Below are 14,828 nucleotides of genomic sequence, written 5' to 3'. Positions count from 1 at the left end.
TACCAGAAACGTCTTTCTGATTTTCACAAGGCGCCTAGAGGTAGGGGTCGGGCGTGGCAAGATAGTCGTGCACGTAACGCCGCACGCCTTCCTCCAGCGTGGTGAAGGGGTGGCTGTAGCCCGCCGCGCGCAGCCTGCGCATGTCGGCACAGGTGAAGGACTGGTACTGCCCGCGCAGCGATTGCGGCATGTCGATGAATTCGATTTTGGGCGCAACGCCCGCAGCATTGCACACCGCATGCGCCAGATCGGCATAGGTGCGCGCAATGCCGGTGCCGCAGTTGAACAGCCCGCACACATTCGTATGGTCAAGCAGCCACAGCATGACATTGACCACATCGCCCACCCAGATGAAGTCACGCGCCTGCGCGCCATCGGCCAGGCCCGGCACGTCGGAGCGGAACAGCGTGAGCGGTCCGCCTGCCCGCGCCTCGTCATACTTGACCTTAACCACGGAGATCATGCGCCCCTTGTGGTACTCGTTGGGGCCATAGACATTGAAGAACTTCAGCCCCGCCCATGACAGGCCCGACAGTTCGCCGCGCCCCAGCCGGTGGTGCAGGATCTGGTCAAACGCCTGCTTGGACCAGCCATACAGGTTGAGCGGGCTGAGCCTGTTCAGGCCCGCAGGGTCATCGCTGAACTGTTCGACCTTGTCCGCGGCACCATAGGTCGCGGCCGATGAGGCATAGATGAAGCGCACGCCCTCATGCGCGCACCACTCCGCCAGGCGGCATGACAGGTCGACATTGGTGCGCCACACAAGGTCACCATCGCTTGCCGTGGTCTCGCTGATCGCACCGAGATGCACCACCGCCGACACATCGGGCCGCGTGGCCAGCCACCCGTCAAGCGCCTCGGGCGCCACGACCTGCACGGGCGCATGGTGGCGCAGGTTGCGCCATTTGCCCGCATTGCCCAGCCAGTCCACCACCACCGTATCAACCCCGCGCGCCTGCAGGGCCTGCTGCATGCACGAGCCAATAAAGCCCGCGCCACCCGTAATCACGATCACTGCCCGCACCCCGCTCCTGCCTGCACATTGGTTATGCCGCCCCGAAGGCCGCCACAATCGTGCGGATAGCCCTGAGGCGGCAATGTGTCTATAGTAGCGCCTTTCCCCTTCGCGCGCGCCGGGTTCCGGCTGCCGCGCGGAACGTCATGGAGTATCCACTATGTCCGACAGGCCCCGCATTTTTGATGACCTTGCCGGTGTGGCCGGCGGCGCGTTCTCGGCACTTGCTGGCGTGCGCGAGGAAATCGGCGCCATGGTCCGTGCCCGCGTGGATGAAACACTCGGCAGCCTGAACCTCGTGCGCCGCGATGAATTTGAAGTGGTGCGTGAAGTCGCCACCCGCGCGCGCCTGGCACAGGGCGAGATGGAAAACCGCATCGCACGCCTTGAAGAGCGCGTCTCCGACCTTGAAGCCAGCCTGACCAACCCCGCCCCCCACACCGGCGGCTGAGCACGAGGCTTGCAGCCAGTGCCTGCGGGCCATAGTGTAACAGGACGGTCCGCGCCCTGATTCCCCGTAACAGGACACGGACCGGGTTGCAGAGACACGGAATCCGGCGTCATGCCCGGATCTCCTCCACGACGGCTTCGGGGAGTGCCACATGCCTGCTCTGACTCAGATCACGACCTCTCGTAATACAAACCCGCTCGACCAGATGGAACAGATCGTGGGCGGCTACGACTGGAATTTCGAGCGCCGCAGCGATTCGGAAATGGCAGCCGAGGCACCGGGAAAATGGTGCGATTACGGCCTGTTCTTCTGCTGGTCGGAGGAGGTGAACGCCATGCACTTCACCTGCACGTTCGACCTCAAGGTGCCGGCCGAACAGCGCCGCAACCTGTTTGAACTCGTGGCGCTGGCCAACGAGCGGCTGTGGATCGGCCATTTTGGCATGGACCTTGAGCACGGCACGCCCGTGTTCCGCCATGCGGTGCTGCTGCGCGGCTCGCGCGGGGCCTCGATGGAAAGCCTTGAGGACATGATCGACATCGCGCTGACGGAATGCGAGCGATTCTATCCCGCCTTCCAGTTCGTGCTGTGGGGCGGCAAAAAACCGGCGGAAGCCCTCGAGGCCGCCATGCTTGACTGCGCGGGGATGGCGTAATGACCGAACTCCTTCCGCCGCTGCTGCTCGTGGGTTGCGGCAAGATGGGGGGCGCGATGCTCGATGGCTGGCTGAAGGAGGGGCTCGCCCCCTCCTTCATCGTCGACCGGCATCGCGACTCGGTGCCGCCGCCGCACCAGCTCGTGCGCAGCCTTGATGCGATTCCCGCCAGTTTCCGCCCCGGCATGATCGTGCTGGCCACCAAACCGCAGAAGGTGGACGCGGTGCTGCCCGCCCTCGCCCCCTTTGCCGCCCACGCCCCCGTGCTGTCCGTGCTGGCTGGCCGCACGGTGGAGAGCCTGAGCGCGGCACTGAACGCCTGCCTGCCTGCGGGCAGCGGCGCTCCTGCCGTGATCCGCGCCATGCCCAACACGCCCAGCGCCATCGGGCAGGGCATGACGGTGTGCTACGCCCCGCCACCCGCCACCGCAGCCGATCGCAGGCTGTGCGCGCGGCTGATGAGCGCCGTGGGCGAAGTGGCCTGGATCGACCATGAAGACCAGATGGACATGGTCACCGCCATTTCAGGCAGTGGCCCGGCCTATGTGTTCCTGCTTGCCGAACTGCTCGAGCAGGTGGGCATCGACCACGGCCTGCCCGCCCCCCTTGCGCGCCAGATCGCGCGCCAGACAGTGGCAGGCTCCGGCGCGCTCATGCAGGCCAGCGGGCTTGATGCCGCCACCCTGCGCCAGAACGTGACCAGCCCCGGCGGCACGACGCAGGCCGCCCTTGCGGTGCTGATGGCCCCCGATGCCTGGCCCGCCACGCTCAATACCGCCCTTGCCGCCGCCGCGCGGCGCGCGCGCGAACTGTCAGGCCCGCAGCCCGTTTCATGACCCAGCGGCAGCGCACGGCCCCTATTTTAACGACCCCCAACCCGGAAGATCAGACCCTCCATGGATAACGACCTGTTTGACGCCACCCTTCTCCGCTCCGCGCTGGAGCGTGCCGGTTCGCACGGATGGCGGCGCACAACAGTCGTTGATGCCGCGCGCGATGCCGGGCTGAGCCTCGAGACCGCGCGCAAGCGCTTTGCGTGCAAGACCAAGCTGCTGTTCACGCTCGGGCGTCTGGCCGATGAATCCGCGCTGGTGGAAGACGAGACGGAAGGCAGCGTGCGCGACAGGCTGTTCGACATGCTCATGCGCCGGCTCGATGTGTTCCAGCAATACCGTGAGGGCGTGCGCAGCGTGCTGCGCGCCCTGCCCACCGACCCCGCGCTGGCCCTGCTGCTCGGTGGTGCGACGCTGGAGAGCATGAAGTGGATCGCCACCGCCGCGGGCGTGGACACCAATGGTCTGGCCGGGGCGCTGCGCCTGCAGGCACTGGTGGGCGTATGGACCCTGACCCTGCGCACATGGGACCGCGATGACAGCCCCGACATGGGCCAGACCATGGCGGCACTGGAGGAGGCGCTCAAACGCGCGGGCCGCTTTGTCTCCTTCGGGCCTGAAACCGCCGAGCCCACGGTGCCCGCAGGCCATGGCCACGACACCGACCCGCTGGTGGACCTGCCGCTGGAGCCTTCAGCCTGACGGATCTGGGCTACTGTTAAAAATAAAACCTTGATAGAACAGGATAAAAGTTTTCGGGGGCTGCTTTTTTTTCAAAAAGGCAGCGTTCTTTTGAGGCTTTTTGAAAAAAGCTTCACCAAAAACGTCTTTGCTGGTGGGCACGATGTTTTGGGGGCAGACTTTTCAAACCGCGCCTGAGATATTAGAACAGCATCACACCCACGCGAATCGCGTGGCGTTGGCCTGTTGGGGCGTAGCCAAGTGGTAAGGCAGCGGATTTTGATTCCGCCATGCGGAGGTTCGAACCCTCCCGCCCCAGCCAGTTTCCTTTTGTCAGAAATAAAAGTGCCCGGGTGCTGCCTTTTCCTGAAAAGGCAGCGTTCTTCTGGAGCTTTACCTGCCGTTACTCGCCACCGGCCGCCTGCACCGCCACGGGCGGCCAGAAGGCACCTGCGATCTCGTTCTGGATCAGCCGCAGTTCGCGCTGGATCCAGTCCATGTATTCATGCAGGCCGCGCAGGATGATGTCTTCCACCGTCTGTTCGACCAGCGTCACGCGCAGTTCCTCCACCCGCTCCAGGATCGGCCCGCAATGGCGCAGCCGGTATTCCCCCGCCAGTGAGCCGAGCACGCTATAGACACAGCGCAGGCTGGTGGAGAGCGAACGGGGAAACCCGTCATTCTTGAGCAGGAAACCCACGATATTGGCAGGCGTCATGCCCTCGGGCAGCACGCGGCGAAAAGCGTGGTAAGCCGCCGCCGAGCGCAGCACAGAAGTCCACTGGCTCAGGTCGATATCCGACCCCACCCCTTCGCCGCTGGGCAGCAGGGTGTGATATTTGATGTCGATCAGCCGCGTGATCTGGTCCGCGCGCTCAAGGTTCTTGCCCAGCAGGTAGAACAGCCAGGCCTGATCACGGTACAGCGTGCCCTCGGTTATGCCGAAATGGGTCTGGCATTCCTGCTTGAGCCGCGTGCACAGCGTGGACAGGTAACCTGCCCCCACATCATCAGGCCCGAGATCCATGGCCCAGCGGGTAAACACGTTGAGGTGCATCCACATCTCGGTCGAGATCAGCGGGCGCAGCACACGGGCATTCTCGCGCACGCACCGCGCCATGGATACGATCGAATCCGGGTTATCGGGATCGGTGATGTAAAAGCCGACCACGGTGCGCTCGGTCGCGACCTTGTGGCGCAGGAAGAACGTATCCTCATCGGCATTGATGCGGATGACGCTGTCCCACCCCGCATCCATGTTGCTGGCATGCACCGACGTGCCCGTAACCTCGATCAGCCGGGCCATGTTCTCGATGCGCTCCATGTAGCGCGCCAGCCACATCGTGCTTTCCGCATAGCGCGAGAGCAGGTTGCGCAGGCCCGGCAGCACCGGGGTGGGAAAAACCGAAACCTGTGTCATGACGCCAGCACCCATGTATCCTTGGCCCCGCCGCCCTGCGAGGAATTGACCACAAGCGACCCCTTGCGCAGCGCCACGCGCGACAGGCCGCCGGGCAGCACCCATGTCTCCCGCCCGGTTACGGCAAAGGGGCGCAGGTCCACATGCCGCGCCTCGACGCCAGCGGGGCACAGCGTGGGCGAGACCGACAGGCTGATGACCGGCTGGCTGATGTAATTGGCCGGGTCCGCGCGCAGCCTGCCGCGAAAATCCTCCAGTTCGGCCTGCGTGGCATGCGGGCCGATCAGCAGGCCGTAACCGCCTGATTCGCCCACCGGCTTGACCACAAGGTGCTCAAGGTTGGCCAGCGTATAGGCCAGCCCTTCGGGCTCGGCGCAGATATGCGTCTCCACATTGGTCAGGATCGGCTCTTCATCTAGGTAATAGCGGATGATGCGCGGCATGTAGGCATAGACCGCCTTGTCATCGGCCACCCCGGTGCCGATGGCGTTGGCGAGCGTGACATTGCCGCGCCGGTAGGCATCGACCAGCCCCGGCACGCCCAGCAGGCTGTCGGGGTTGAACACCTGCGGGTCGAGGAAGTCGTCATTGAGCCTGCGATAGATGGAGTGCACCGGCCGCAGCCCGGCTACGGTGCGCATGTACACCCGTCCGTCCTCCACGGTCAGGTCGCGCCCTTCCACCAGCGGAATGCCCATCTCGCGCGCAAGGAACACATGCTCGAAATAGGCGGCGTTATAGATACCCGGCGAGAGCAGGACCACCTGCGGGTCATCCACGCCCATGGGCGCGACCTCCGCCAGCGCCCGGTGCAGGCGGGGGCCGTATTCATCCACCGGGCGCAGGTCCAGCCCGGAGGCGAGGTCAGGCATGAGGCGCAGCATCATCTGCCGGTCCTCGAGCACATACGACACGCCTGAAGGGGTGCGCGCGTTATCCTCCAGCACCAGAAAGCGGCCATCACGGTCGCGCACGAGGTCGGTGCCATTGATGTGCACGTACACCCCGCCGGGCACGTCCAGCCCCACCATGGCCTGGCAGTAATTGGCGTTGCCCAGCACCAGCTGCGCGGGAATCACGCCATCACGCAATATGCGCCGCTCGTGATAGATATCGTGCAGGAACAGGTTGATGGCCCTGACGCGCTGCTGCACGCCGCGCTCGACATGATCCCACTCGGGCGCTGTCAGCACGCGGGGAATGACATCGAACGGCAGCACGCGATCAATCGCCTCGCGGTCGGAATAGACGGTAAAGGTGATGCCAAGGCGGTAGAACTGCGCCTCGACGGCTGCGGCGCGCCTGCGCAGCTCGGCGATGTCAAAGCGGGCCAGCCGGTCGCGCACCTGTTGCAGCCCGGGGGGCGGGATGTCCTTGCGGTTGAGCAGTTCACAGAAAAAATCCGGGACATCATACGTCGCGAACAGCCCGGCGGCCTGTGCCGCCATCTTCATGTCACTCATGCCCTGCCTCCGTTTGCGGGGAGGAGGATCAGGCGTGAAGGAGTCATGTCCACCCACCTGCTGTTTCATTTCGATCCGTTACTAGCGGAGCAAGAAAATCATCTCTTGCCAAGAACGAATCTGCAATCCCTTTCCTTTCGGGCCAGAATGCCGAAAAAATACGATATTGCTGCCACCGCCAATCCTGATACCGTGGGCGTGGCATACCAACCATGTCCGAACCGTAACCATCGCCGGGATCACGCACCGGGATCACGATGGCCGGCATGCGGAACAGCTTACCGGGGCTAAGGATTATATGAACGCGCGTGCCATGCTGGTCCACCACACACGCTACCGCTACGACCGGCCTGTCCACCTCGGCCCGCAGACCATCCGCCTGCACCCCCTGCCCGGCTGCGCCACAATGCTTGCTCATGGGCTGGAGATCAGCCCCGCGCCCAGCACGCAGGCATGGTGCCACGACCCGTTTGGCAACCGCGTCGCCCGCGTTACATTTGATGAGCGTGTTACGCATTTCGATATTACCGTCACCCTCACCACCGACCAGACGCCCATCGCGCCGCGCCCCCTTGCCGTGGCGCCCTCCACCCGGATCTGGACGGCGCAGAGCGTGGATGACAGCCCGTCGCTTGCCGCATACCGGCAGCCCGCCCCCACCGATGCCCCGGCCCTGCCCACGCTGCGACTTGACGCGCTGGTGAAAAAATGGCGCGCGCGCCTGCCCTGCCCCACGGCCGAACTGCTCATGGACCTGACACGCGCCATCGCGGCCGACATCACTTACCGCATCCGCCCCGAAGCCGGAGTGTGGTCGCCCGAGGAAACCCTGCGCCACGGCGCGGGATCGTGCCGCGACACCGCATGGCTGCTCATTGCCATCCTGCGCCGCCTGGGCTTTGCCGCGCGTTTCGTGTCGGGCTACCTGTTCCAGCCCGAGCGCGACGCGCCCGAACAGCTGGGCTGCGAGCTCCATGCCTGGGCGCAGGTGCATGTGCCCGGCGCCGGATGGGTGGGGCTGGACACGACATCGGGCCTGCGGGCAGCACAGGGGCATGTGGCGCTGGCCGTTGCCCCCCGCCCGCAGCAGGCCGCCCCCGTGAGCGGGCTGCTTGACCAGTGCGAGGCGACCTTCGAGGCGGCGATGCGGACCACCATGCTGCCCGCGCACGGCGCATGCGGGCCAGTGCGGTCGAGCCTGTCTTCATGAAACTGTTTTTCTGCCAGTCGTGCCGTCAGATCCTGTTTTTCGAGAATACGGCCTGTGAGCGCTGTGGCCACACGCTGGGCTATCTGCCCGAGCAGACCGAACTCAGCGCGCTTGACGCCCTTGGCGGTGATTTATGGAAACCCCTCGCCGCCCCCGACCAAGCGCGCGCGCTGTGCGCCAACAACGCCCATAGCGCGTGCAACTGGCTGGCGCAGCCAGGGCAGGCCTACTGCATCGCGTGTAGCTTCAACCGCACCATCCCCAACCTGTCGGTACCCGGCAATATCGAGCGGTGGCAGAAGCTGGAGGTCGCCAAGCATCGGCTGTTCTATACCCTGCTGCGGCTGGGCCTGCCGCTGCGCAACCGCAGGCAGGACCCCGAGGGCGGGCTGGCTTTCGACTTTCTCGACAGCCTGCCCGATGGCACGCCCGCCATGACCGGGCACATGAATGGCATCATCACCATCGCCATCCATGAGGCCGATGATGCACAGCGCGAACGCCTGCGGCTGGAAATGGGGGAGTATTACCGCACCCTGCTCGGCCATTTCCGCCACGAGATCGGCCATTATTACTGGAACCTGCTCATCCGCGACGCAGGCCCTGCGCGCCAGGCCGCCTGCCGCGCCGTGTTTGGCGATGATCGACGCGACTACGCCGCAAGCCTCGAGGCCTATTACGCCACGGCCGCCAGCACTGCGTGGCGGGGGCGATATGTCAGCCAGTATGCCACCTCCCACCCGTGGGAGGACTTTGCCGAGACATGGGCGCATTACCTGCACATCATCTCGACACTCGAGACCGCCTGGGCCTATGGCATGTCGCTCAACGCGCGGGGCGCGCAGGCCCCGCCGCTACGCGCCAGTGTCACGCGCGACCCCTATACCGAGATGACTTTCGATGAGATCACGCAGGGCTGGCTGCCGCTGACCTATGCCGTCAACAGCCTCAACCGCTCCATGGGGCTGCCGGATTTCTACCCCTTCGTGCTCACGCCCGACATCCTGCGCAAGCTGTCCTTCATCCACGACCTGATCCGCGACAGCCGGGTGGCGTAGCTCCCGCGGGTTTTTATCATTCCCCTTCAGCCTCACCCAGCATGATGGCATGCGCACCCGCATGCATGTCACGGCAGCACGCCCGCAGGGTCGAGATGAAATTGGACAGCAGCGGCACATGCTGGCCCGCGCGCATGGCAATGGCCAGTTCCGCCCGCGGCGCCTTGGCGCCGAGCGAATGATAGGTCACGCCGCCGGAATGGATCTGATGCAGCGAACGCGGCACGACCGAAACCCCGAGGCCTGCCGCAACCAGCGGCACGGTTGAGGCGATCTGCGGGGCCTGCTGGCCCATGCGCGGCGTAAAGCCCGCATTGTGGCAGGCGGACAGGATGGCATCATGAAAACCCGGCCCCAGCTCCCGTGGGAAGATGATGAAAGGTTCATCGGCCAGCATCTCGAGTTCCAGATGCGGGTTGACCGCCAGCGGGTGCCCTTTGGGCAGGGCCACGACCGTTTCCTCCTCCAGCAGCGGTGATACCAGCAGCCCCGCTCCATCGGGCACCGGCGGGCGCACGATGGCGATGTCGATCGCGCGGTCATGCAGCGCCTTGCGCAGGGCGGGGGTGTTACTTTCCTCGAGGTAGATGGTCACGTCGGGCCACATTTCACGGAAACGGCGCACGGTCAGCGGAATCATGGGCAGCAGCGAGACCGCGCCTGCCAGCCCCACGCGGATATGCCCCTTCTCGCCCCGCGCCAGCCCCGTGGCGGTGGCGATAAACTGCTGCTGCATGCCCAGAAGCGCACGCGCCTGGTCAAGCAGCACGAGGCCGATATCGGTCAGCCTGACGCCACGCGTCAGGCGCTGGAACAGCAGCACGCCGAGTTCGTTTTCCAGTTGCTTGATCTGCTGGCTCAGAGGTGGCTGCTCCATGCCTAGCTGCTCTGCAGCACGCGTGAAGCTCCCGTTCTCGGCAACCGCCACGAAATATCGTAAATGCCTTAAATCCATATTCCATATAAATTATATATGGCAATGTCCTTCAATATATATTTGACGAAATAACATGCCATGCGCCACGTTTCGCGCCAACCGTGCTGAGGATGAGTATCCCCTGATGAAAATTGGCCTGTTCATTCCGTGTTATATCGACGCATTCTATCCCGATGCCGGGATTGCCACGCTGGAGCTGCTGGAGAAACTGGGGCAGGATGTCGAATATCCGCTGGACCAGACCTGCTGCGGCCAGCCCATGGGCAACTCCGGCTGCAACTCGGATGCCGCGGCGGCTGAAGCCCTGTTCGTGCGCAACTTCGCCAAATACGACAAGATCGTCATGCCTTCAGGTAGCTGCACGCACCATGTGCGTGACAATTTCGATGCGATTCCCCAGACGGATGAAGTCCGCCACGTGCGTGAAAACACCTATGAACTGGTGGAATTCCTGCACGACATCCTGAAGGTCGATGCCTTCCCGTGGGCCGAGTTCAACCACACCGTGGGCCTGCACAACAGCTGCGGCACGCTCCGCGCGCTGCGCACGGCCAGCATGTCGGAACTGGGTGAGAAGCCCTTCTCCAAGCCAATGGACCTGCTGAGCAAGGTCAAGGGCATCCGCTTCGCCACCCCCAAGCGGCCGGACGAATGCTGCGGGTTCGGCGGCACCTTCTCTGTTACGGAAGAGGCGGTATCGGCCAAGATGGGCGTGGACAAGGTGCGCGACCACCACCAGGCGGGCGCGGAATACATCGTCTCGGCTGATTCCTCGTGCATCATGCATCAGCAGGGCTGCGCCGAGCGCGCGGGCGTGCCGATCCGCTTCATTCACATCGCGCAGATCCTCAACGGAGCATCCCAATGAGCGACAAGCCCGTCAATCACGCCAGGGCGGCGGAGCACTTCATCGAGGATGCGCCCCACCTGCAGTTCCATGATGAGCGCCTGTGGGACATGCGCCAGAAGCGCGATGCCCAGATGCACATCCTGCCCGAGTGGCAGGAACTGCGCGAGGAAGCCTCGCGCATCAAGGAACACACGCTCTCGCGCCTGCCCGAATATCTTGAGCAGTTCGAGACCAATGCCAAGAAGAACGGCATTCACGTGCACTGGGCGCGCGACGGGGCGGAGCATAACCGCATCGTGGGCGAGATCCTCAAGGCCCATAACGCGCGCAACCTCATCAAGAGCAAGTCCATGGTCACCGAAGAGTGTGACATGCGGCCCTATCTTGCCAAACAGGGCGTAACCGTAACCGAGACCGACCTTGGCGAGCGCATCCAGCAGCTAGATGACCAGCTGCCCAGCCACATCGTGGTGCCGGCAGTGCACAAGCTGACCGCGGACGTGGCGAAGATCTTCGCCAAGGACTACCACACCGACCCCAACATCCGCGATCCGCACCTGCTTGCCGAAGCCCAGCGCCAGGCCGCCCGCCCCGTGATCCTGCATGCCGATGCAGGCATGACCGGCGGCAACTTCGTGGTGGCGGAAACCGGCACGTTCGTGGTCTGCACCAATGAAGGCAATGCCGACCTGAGTGCCACGGTGCCCAACCTGCACATCGCCACCATCGGCATCGAGCGCCTCGTGCCGCGCATGGCCGATATGGGCGTGTTCATCCGCCTGCTCTCGCGCAGCGCGCTCGGTTCGCCCATAACGCAGTACACCACCCATTTCCGTGGCCCGCAGAAGGGTGGCGAGATGCATGTGGTGCTTGTTGATAACGGGCGTTCCGCACGCCTGGGCATGGAAGATTTCTGGACCTCGCTCAAATGCATCCGCTGTGGCGCGTGCATGAACACCTGCCCGGTCTATCGCCGCTCGGGCGGTCTGTCCTATGGCGCGGTGTATTCCGGCCCGATTGGCGCGATCATTGATCCGACCTTCAACGAGCGCAAATACAGCACCCTGCCCTATGCCTCCACGCTGAACGGCAGCTGCACCAATGTCTGCCCGGTCAAGATCAATATCCACGAGCAGTTGTACAAATGGCGCCGCGTGCTGGTGCAGCACCATGAGATGCCGTTCGTCAAGCGTGAGATCATGCACATGGCAGGCAAGCTGATGGGCCAGCCCAGGATGTACCGCGCCGCCATCAAGGCCACCGAGGTCTCGCTCGGCACCATGCCGCGCTTCGTGCTCTATAACTGGCTCAACCCGTGGGGCAAGCACCGCGAAAACCCCCATCCGGTCAAGCAGACCTTTAATGACTGGTATCGCAAGAACCGCCAGACCACCAAGCCCGCCGCCGCACCGGAGACCAAGAAATGAGCACCGCACGCGACGAGATCCTGCAGGCCCTGCGCAATAACCGCCCCACGCCGGAAAACCATCCGCTGCCGCCGGTTGCCACCCTGGGCGACCTTGATGCCAGCCGCGAGCGCTTCATCACCAGCCTCAGGATCCTGGGCGGCGACGTGCTTGAGCCGGTCGAGGGTGAAACGCTGGATCAGGCCATCCTGCGCCGCCACCCCGATGCCAGGGTGATCTGCTCCAACGTGCCCGAAGCGAAGGGCACGCTGCCGGTCGAGAAGGTCAAGACCCCGCAGGATGCCGCCACCATCGATGTAACCGTGGTGCGCGCACCCTTCGGCATTGCGGAAATGGGCTCGATTTTTCTGAGCGAGGCCCAGCTGCCCATCAACTCGTTTGCCCATCTGGGCCAGCATATCGTAGTGCTGCTGTCGGTTGATGAACTGACGGCCAACATGCACACCGCCTATCAGGAGCGGCCCGAGTTCAAGACCGCCAGCTACGGCGTGCTGATGAGCGGCCCCTCCGCCACGGCGGATATTCAGGGCGTGCTGATCCGTGGCGCACAGGGCGTGCGTTCGCTTTCGGTCTGGTTTACCTGAACGCAAAAACGGCTCCTTCCGCATGGGAAGGAGCCGGATATCAAAAGATCAGACGGCCTTCTTCAGGTTCGGGCTGGCCTTGAAACGCACCGTCTTGCCTGCCTTGACCTTGACCGGCTCGCCCGTGCGCGGGTTAAGCGCCTTGCGGGCCTTGGTCTTCTTGACCGTGAACGTGCCAAAAGACGGCAGGGTAAAACCACCCTCGCGCTTCAGTTCCTTGACAATGGCCGCAATCAGGTCAGATGCGGCCTGATTGGCCGCAACGCCAGTGCAATCGATCGAATCCTGAATGACGGCTGCAATGAAGGCCTTACTCATCGGAACTGTCTGCTCCTTCCGGGCTGGAAATGAATTTCGTAAATATCCTGCACCCGTCTTGAAAAACAGGCCAGTTGCCCCACCGGGCCGGACGGTCGCGGCTTGTAACCTGATGATTGAGGTTAGACCAGCAATTTTTTGTTATCACATGAAAATTATCGATGATATGCGCAGCAATAACCGGCTGAATTCATAGAATGCCAGTCCCGGCCATCGATATATTCCATCATGAAAACTTCATATCGATCAGGCATCATTGCGCGTTTATTTAAAAACAACCCATTGATAAAAAACGGTAAAAATTTATCGGAATTTTCTTTTTTTAAAAAAGGCCGTGTTGTGTGAAGATTTTTTGAAAAAAGCTTCACCAGAAACTTCTTTAATTTGCACAGGCTCTCATCAGCAGGCTGTTCTGGCTGCCTTCAAAGCCCGTGCAGACTGGTTGAGGGGCGATTCCGCCCCCGGTGTCAGCTTTTGAAATTCTGTGCCTTGAGGTCGGTCACACCCACGAATGTAATCTGGGTCTGGTCATCAAGGCTTACGGTTGTATTGCCCCCGGCAATGGTAGCCTGATCGAGCATGGACTGAATGGAAGCCGGAGTCGCATCATAGCCGGACAGGAGAATGGCGTTACCGGCCGACTTGCCAAAATCCTGGATGATGTCGGTACCGCTATCCTTGCCCTTGATGAATTCGAATTCGGTCGCACCCTTGCCGCCTGCAAGCGTATCGTTACCCATGCCGCCGACAAGCGTGCTGCTGCCCGTACCGCCAGCAAGCGAATCATTGCCATTGCCTGCCACGGCATAGACGGAGCCAGAGGCGCCGCCATCGAGCGTTTCGTTGCCGCTGCCGGCATAATAGGTGGTGGTGCCGCTGGTGCCTGCGCTCAGGTCCAGCCCCGCCGCGCCAAAAATGGTGGCGTTGCTGCCGGTCACGGTATCTGACACAGGTGATGCGCCATTGCCGCTGATGAAGCTCAGCGTGCCTGCCACGCTGACAATGCTGGCCTGATCCACGCCGATCAGCGTGGCGGACTGGCTGGCTGAAATCGTGTCCTGCACGCCACCTGATACCGTCAGCCCGCTGCTGGCGTTGATGGTGCTGTCATCAAGGTTGTTCACCACCAGCGAACTGCCGCCGTTGATGGTGTCATACGCGCCGCCCGTGATGGTGGCGGTAGAACCGCCCGACTCACCGTTGAAAAAACCACCGAGGACCGTGGTATTGACCGTATCGAACTGGGTATCCTGCACCACAACGCCATTGAGCACATCGAGCATGCTGCCGTCGCCGCTGAACTGCGTGGCCGCAGCGCCCGCAGCGCCGGGGGCGGTCCAGTCGCCTGTTACGGTAGGGGTGCTGTCATAGGCCACGATGGTGTCCGTGCCGCCCATGGTGTGGATGACATCCTGCCCCGCTCCGCTGAGGAAGAACGTGTCACCCGCAGCGGCATAGTAATCCACATTGCCTGACCCGCCGGCGTAGACCACCGTACCCGCATCGCCATCCATCACATTGGTCGTGCCGGACCCGCCCTGGATGTTGATCGACTGGTCAAGCACGCTGCCCGTCTCGCTGCCGATTTCCACCGTGCCGGCCGAGGCATCATAGGTGCCTGCTCCGGCCAGCGTTTCGATACTGCCACCTGAATCCTCCCTGAGCGCTCCGTCAATGGCAACCACGCCCACGGCCTGGGCTGCCAGCACCGCCCCCCAGGCGGGGTTGTTGCCATCCCCTTCCAGCGCGGTGATTTCGGTCCGGGGGATACCTTCGTTAATGGCATTAAGGGCATTCTGGGCGTTCTGCGCCGCATTCTGCTGCATGTCCTGCATCAGCGCAGTCGTGTCCTGGTTCAGCCCCAGCGTGAGCCCGGTGGCACCGGCTACGGTCACGTATCCCATTCATTCCGTTCCTTGTCTCACG

16 protein-coding genes and 1 tRNA gene are annotated in these 14,828 nt (G+C 63.1%); 10 read left to right on the top strand and 7 right to left on the bottom strand.

Translation table 11 applies throughout. The annotated features are described in order from the left end of the window. Positions 1 to 34 precede the first annotated feature (34 nt). Positions 35 to 1,015, bottom strand: a complete 981-nt coding sequence (gene rfaD, locus CDI09_RS11165) for an ADP-glyceromanno-heptose 6-epimerase (RefSeq protein ID WP_078526206.1) — start codon at positions 1,013 to 1,015, stop codon at positions 35 to 37. Between the two features lie 160 nt (positions 1,016 to 1,175). Between rfaD and CDI09_RS11160 the strand changes: the two genes are divergently transcribed. The 5 genes from CDI09_RS11160 (at position 1,176) to CDI09_RS11140 (ending at position 3,957) form a co-directional block, all read left to right on the top strand. Continuing rightward, positions 1,176 to 1,466, top strand: a complete 291-nt coding sequence (locus CDI09_RS11160) for an accessory factor UbiK family protein (RefSeq protein ID WP_078526204.1) — start codon at positions 1,176 to 1,178, stop codon at positions 1,464 to 1,466. A gap of 151 nt (positions 1,467 to 1,617) precedes the next feature. Beyond that, the gene (locus tag CDI09_RS11155) at positions 1,618 to 2,121 is read left to right on the top strand and encodes a type III secretion system chaperone family protein (protein WP_078526202.1); all 504 of its coding nucleotides are present in this window, start codon (positions 1,618 to 1,620) and stop codon (positions 2,119 to 2,121) included. Beyond that, positions 2,121 to 2,957, top strand: coding sequence for a pyrroline-5-carboxylate reductase (gene proC / locus CDI09_RS11150; protein WP_078526200.1), 837 nt, complete (start codon positions 2,121 to 2,123; stop codon positions 2,955 to 2,957). The genes CDI09_RS11155 and proC overlap by 1 nt, the downstream gene beginning before the upstream one ends. 60 nt (positions 2,958 to 3,017) lie before the next feature. Further along, positions 3,018 to 3,656 (top strand): TetR family transcriptional regulator, encoded by a 639-nt coding sequence (locus tag CDI09_RS11145; RefSeq protein ID WP_078526198.1) that lies wholly within the window; start codon positions 3,018 to 3,020, stop codon positions 3,654 to 3,656. 226 nt (positions 3,657 to 3,882) lie between these two features. Continuing rightward, positions 3,883 to 3,957, top strand: a tRNA-Gln gene (locus CDI09_RS11140). Positions 3,958 to 4,038: 81 nt separating this feature from the next. Here CDI09_RS11140 and CDI09_RS11135 read toward each other — a convergent pair. From CDI09_RS11135 to CDI09_RS18180, 3 genes are read right to left on the bottom strand one after another with little or no spacing between them, the layout of a single operon-like run. Further along, positions 4,039 to 5,070: an alpha-E domain-containing protein gene (locus CDI09_RS11135; RefSeq protein WP_078526196.1), complete on the bottom strand. Its 1,032-nt coding sequence runs from the start codon at positions 5,068 to 5,070 to the stop codon at positions 4,039 to 4,041. Then, positions 5,052 to 6,518, bottom strand: coding sequence for a circularly permuted type 2 ATP-grasp protein (locus tag CDI09_RS11130; protein WP_078526194.1), 1,467 nt, complete (start codon positions 6,516 to 6,518; stop codon positions 5,052 to 5,054). Before CDI09_RS11130 ends, CDI09_RS11135 begins: the two co-directional genes overlap by 19 nt. 43 nt (positions 6,519 to 6,561) lie before the next feature. Continuing rightward, complete coding sequence (locus CDI09_RS18180) at positions 6,562 to 6,786, bottom strand: hypothetical protein (RefSeq protein WP_151892033.1); 225 nt, start codon at positions 6,784 to 6,786, stop codon at positions 6,562 to 6,564. A 30-nt stretch (positions 6,787 to 6,816) separates the two neighbouring features. Between CDI09_RS18180 and CDI09_RS11125 the strand changes: the two genes are divergently transcribed. Both CDI09_RS11125 and CDI09_RS11120 read left to right on the top strand, forming a co-directional pair. After that, the gene (locus CDI09_RS11125; protein ID WP_078526192.1) at positions 6,817 to 7,728 is read left to right on the top strand and encodes a transglutaminase family protein; all 912 of its coding nucleotides are present in this window, start codon (positions 6,817 to 6,819) and stop codon (positions 7,726 to 7,728) included. Then, positions 7,725 to 8,786 (top strand): zinc-binding metallopeptidase family protein, encoded by a 1,062-nt coding sequence (locus CDI09_RS11120; protein WP_078526190.1) that lies wholly within the window; start codon positions 7,725 to 7,727, stop codon positions 8,784 to 8,786. Before CDI09_RS11125 ends, CDI09_RS11120 begins: the two co-directional genes overlap by 4 nt. A 16-nt stretch (positions 8,787 to 8,802) precedes the next feature. Here CDI09_RS11120 and CDI09_RS11115 read toward each other — a convergent pair whose 3' ends face one another. After that, positions 8,803 to 9,741, bottom strand: coding sequence for a LysR family transcriptional regulator (locus tag CDI09_RS11115; protein ID WP_078526188.1), 939 nt, complete (start codon positions 9,739 to 9,741; stop codon positions 8,803 to 8,805). 106 nt (positions 9,742 to 9,847) lie between these two features. Here CDI09_RS11115 and CDI09_RS11110 point away from each other — a divergent pair, with 106 nt between their 5' ends. Genes CDI09_RS11110 through CDI09_RS11100 form a run of 3 tightly spaced genes read left to right on the top strand, consistent with a single transcriptional unit; the run spans position 9,848 to position 12,584 of the window. Further along, the gene (locus CDI09_RS11110; protein ID WP_078527997.1) at positions 9,848 to 10,591 is read left to right on the top strand and encodes a (Fe-S)-binding protein; all 744 of its coding nucleotides are present in this window, start codon (positions 9,848 to 9,850) and stop codon (positions 10,589 to 10,591) included. Further along, on the top strand, positions 10,588 to 12,000 hold the full coding sequence (locus CDI09_RS11105) for a lactate utilization protein B (protein ID WP_078526186.1): 1,413 nt from the start codon (positions 10,588 to 10,590) through the stop codon (positions 11,998 to 12,000). The genes CDI09_RS11110 and CDI09_RS11105 overlap by 4 nt, the downstream gene beginning before the upstream one ends. Further along, positions 11,997 to 12,584, top strand: coding sequence for a LutC/YkgG family protein (locus CDI09_RS11100; RefSeq protein WP_078526184.1), 588 nt, complete (start codon positions 11,997 to 11,999; stop codon positions 12,582 to 12,584). Before CDI09_RS11105 ends, CDI09_RS11100 begins: the two co-directional genes overlap by 4 nt. A 48-nt stretch (positions 12,585 to 12,632) precedes the next feature. Here CDI09_RS11100 and CDI09_RS11095 read toward each other — a convergent pair whose 3' ends face one another. Together CDI09_RS11095 and CDI09_RS11090 are read right to left on the bottom strand one after the other, a co-directional pair. Beyond that, the gene (locus tag CDI09_RS11095) at positions 12,633 to 12,902 is read right to left on the bottom strand and encodes an HU family DNA-binding protein (protein WP_010514654.1); all 270 of its coding nucleotides are present in this window, start codon (positions 12,900 to 12,902) and stop codon (positions 12,633 to 12,635) included. Between the two features lie 467 nt (positions 12,903 to 13,369). After that, the gene (locus CDI09_RS11090) at positions 13,370 to 14,806 is read right to left on the bottom strand and encodes a calcium-binding protein (protein WP_078526182.1); all 1,437 of its coding nucleotides are present in this window, start codon (positions 14,804 to 14,806) and stop codon (positions 13,370 to 13,372) included. Positions 14,807 to 14,828 lie beyond the last annotated feature (22 nt).

The sequence above is a fragment of the Komagataeibacter nataicola genome (assembly GCF_003207795.1).
GTDB lineage: Bacteria > Pseudomonadota > Alphaproteobacteria > Acetobacterales > Acetobacteraceae > Komagataeibacter > Komagataeibacter nataicola.
The sequence above is the reverse complement of the archived record's forward strand: the minus strand, read 5'-3'. Positions and strand labels throughout refer to the sequence as shown.

What these genes read in the sequence shown, in the direction of transcription:
- CDI09_RS11160 (WP_078526204.1), top strand. Translation starts at nt 1,176, where the DNA reads ATGTCCGACAGGCCCCGCATTTTTGATGACCTTGCCGGTGTGGCCGGC.
- CDI09_RS11155 (WP_078526202.1), top strand. Translation starts at nt 1,618, where the DNA reads ATGCCTGCTCTGACTCAGATCACGACCTCTCGTAATACAAACCCGCTC.
- proC (WP_078526200.1), top strand. Translation starts at nt 2,121, where the DNA reads ATGACCGAACTCCTTCCGCCGCTGCTGCTCGTGGGTTGCGGCAAGATG.
- CDI09_RS11145 (WP_078526198.1), top strand. Translation starts at nt 3,018, where the DNA reads ATGGATAACGACCTGTTTGACGCCACCCTTCTCCGCTCCGCGCTGGAG.
- CDI09_RS11135 (WP_078526196.1), bottom strand. Translation starts at nt 5,070, where the DNA reads ATGGGTGCTGGCGTCATGACACAGGTTTCGGTTTTTCCCACCCCGGTG.
- CDI09_RS11130 (WP_078526194.1), bottom strand. Translation starts at nt 6,518, where the DNA reads ATGAGTGACATGAAGATGGCGGCACAGGCCGCCGGGCTGTTCGCGACG.
- CDI09_RS18180 (WP_151892033.1), bottom strand. Translation starts at nt 6,786, where the DNA reads ATGCCGGCCATCGTGATCCCGGTGCGTGATCCCGGCGATGGTTACGGT.
- CDI09_RS11125 (WP_078526192.1), top strand. Translation starts at nt 6,817, where the DNA reads ATGAACGCGCGTGCCATGCTGGTCCACCACACACGCTACCGCTACGAC.
- CDI09_RS11120 (WP_078526190.1), top strand. Translation starts at nt 7,725, where the DNA reads ATGAAACTGTTTTTCTGCCAGTCGTGCCGTCAGATCCTGTTTTTCGAG.
- CDI09_RS11115 (WP_078526188.1), bottom strand. Translation starts at nt 9,741, where the DNA reads ATGGATTTAAGGCATTTACGATATTTCGTGGCGGTTGCCGAGAACGGG.
- CDI09_RS11110 (WP_078527997.1), top strand. Translation starts at nt 9,848, where the DNA reads ATGAAAATTGGCCTGTTCATTCCGTGTTATATCGACGCATTCTATCCC.
- CDI09_RS11105 (WP_078526186.1), top strand. Translation starts at nt 10,588, where the DNA reads ATGAGCGACAAGCCCGTCAATCACGCCAGGGCGGCGGAGCACTTCATC.
- CDI09_RS11100 (WP_078526184.1), top strand. Translation starts at nt 11,997, where the DNA reads ATGAGCACCGCACGCGACGAGATCCTGCAGGCCCTGCGCAATAACCGC.
- CDI09_RS11095 (WP_010514654.1), bottom strand. Translation starts at nt 12,902, where the DNA reads ATGAGTAAGGCCTTCATTGCAGCCGTCATTCAGGATTCGATCGATTGC.
- CDI09_RS11090 (WP_078526182.1), bottom strand. Translation starts at nt 14,806, where the DNA reads ATGGGATACGTGACCGTAGCCGGTGCCACCGGGCTCACGCTGGGGCTG.